Origin of the sequence: Propionivibrio sp. (assembly GCF_017995515.1) — a bacterium.
Lineage (GTDB): Bacteria > Pseudomonadota > Gammaproteobacteria > Burkholderiales > Rhodocyclaceae > Propionivibrio.
The window spans coordinates 1-1,216 of the sequence record NZ_JAGOIT010000194.1 but is presented as its reverse complement, the minus strand read 5'-3'; the positions used below and the strand labels follow the sequence as shown (position 1 = coordinate 1,216).

Below are 1,216 nucleotides of genomic sequence, written 5' to 3'. Positions count from 1 at the left end.
AGCAGCGCGACGATCAGGGCGTAGCGGAAGAGGCGCCAGGAAAAGCGCAGATAGGCGGTGTTGCGTGTGAGCAAGGTGGCGATGACGCCGCCAACCATCGCGATCAGGACCAGGACGCCGAGCAGTCGGAGCAGCCACATGGCCGGCGCTCTCCAGGAATCAGGCAGCCAGCGGCTGCGCCAGCCAGCGGGTAACGCCTTCGGGTGCCAGAGCGACGTCCTCGAAGGTAACGTACTCCCACGCGTCGGCGTTAGCGAGAAGTTCGCGTGCGAGCGCGTTGTTCAGCGCGTGGCCGGATTTGTGCGCCGTAAATGAGGCGAGCAGCGGGTGGCCGAGGAGGTAGAGGTCACCGATGGCGTCGAGCACCTTGTGCTTGACGAACTCGTCGCCGTAGCGGAGGCCGTCGGCGTTGAGCACGCGGTACTCGTCGAGGACGACGGCGTTGTCGAGGCCGCCGCCTTGCGCCAGCCCGTTTTCACGCAGCCATTCGACTTCCTGCATGAAACCGAAGGTGCGCGCGCGCGCCACTTCGCGCACGTAGGAGTGCTCGGCGAAGTCGATCGTCACTTCCTGTCCGGTGCGGTCGATCGCCGGGTGGTTGAAGACGATGGAAAAGGCCAGACGATAGCCGTCGTAGGGTTCGAAACGCGCCCATTTGTCGCCGTCCTTGACTTCGACGGGACGCTTGACTCGGATGAACTTCTTGGCGACCGGTTGCTCTTCGATGCCGGCCGATTGAATGAGGAATACGAAGGGGGATGCCGATCCGTCGAGAATGGGCAACTCCGCCGCATCGAGGTCGACAAAAGCGTTGTCGATACCGAGGCCGGCAAACGCCGACATCAGGTGTTCGATGGTGCCTACCTTGGCACCGTCAGACTCAAGACACGAACACATCCGCGTATCGCCGACCATTGTCGCGGAGGCGGGGAGGTCGACCACGGGATCAAGATCGACGCGCCGGAAAACGATCCCGGTATCGGGCGCCGCCGGACGCAGCAACATGGTTACCCGAGCACCGGAATGGAGACCGACACCGGAAGCCTTGATGCTTGATTTGAGGGTGCGCTGTTTGAGCATGTGTCTGAAAAAATTGGGGAATCGGCGGATTTTAGCACAGCGACCGGACTGCCAGATCGCCGATTCCCGTTGCGAGGAGATTACAAACTACAACTACCCGTTCGCATTCGTAAAAATGGCTGGCAGGCTTTCACCT

General features: G+C 61.6%; 2 protein-coding genes. One reads left to right on the top strand and one right to left on the bottom strand.

Going from position 1 to position 1,216, the window contains the following annotated elements; genetic code table 11:
- Positions 1 to 159 precede the first annotated feature (159 nt).
- Positions 160 to 1,080 (bottom strand): UDP-3-O-acyl-N-acetylglucosamine deacetylase, encoded by a 921-nt coding sequence (gene lpxC, locus KBA32_RS17040; RefSeq protein WP_294361497.1) that lies wholly within the window; start codon positions 1,078 to 1,080, stop codon positions 160 to 162.
- On the opposite strand from lpxC, the gene KBA32_RS17035 reads away from it, so the two are divergent.
- The coding region (locus tag KBA32_RS17035) for a hypothetical protein (RefSeq protein WP_294361500.1) at positions 1,004 to 1,216 on the top strand (213 nt) is incomplete at its 3' end. The two genes, lpxC and KBA32_RS17035, sit on opposite strands and share 77 nt — an antisense overlap.

Bases quoted from the DNA above. Each gene is read 5' to 3' on its own strand.
- lpxC (WP_294361497.1), bottom strand. From the start codon at position 1,080: ATGCTCAAACAGCGCACCCTCAAATCAAGCATCAAGGCTTCCGGTGTC.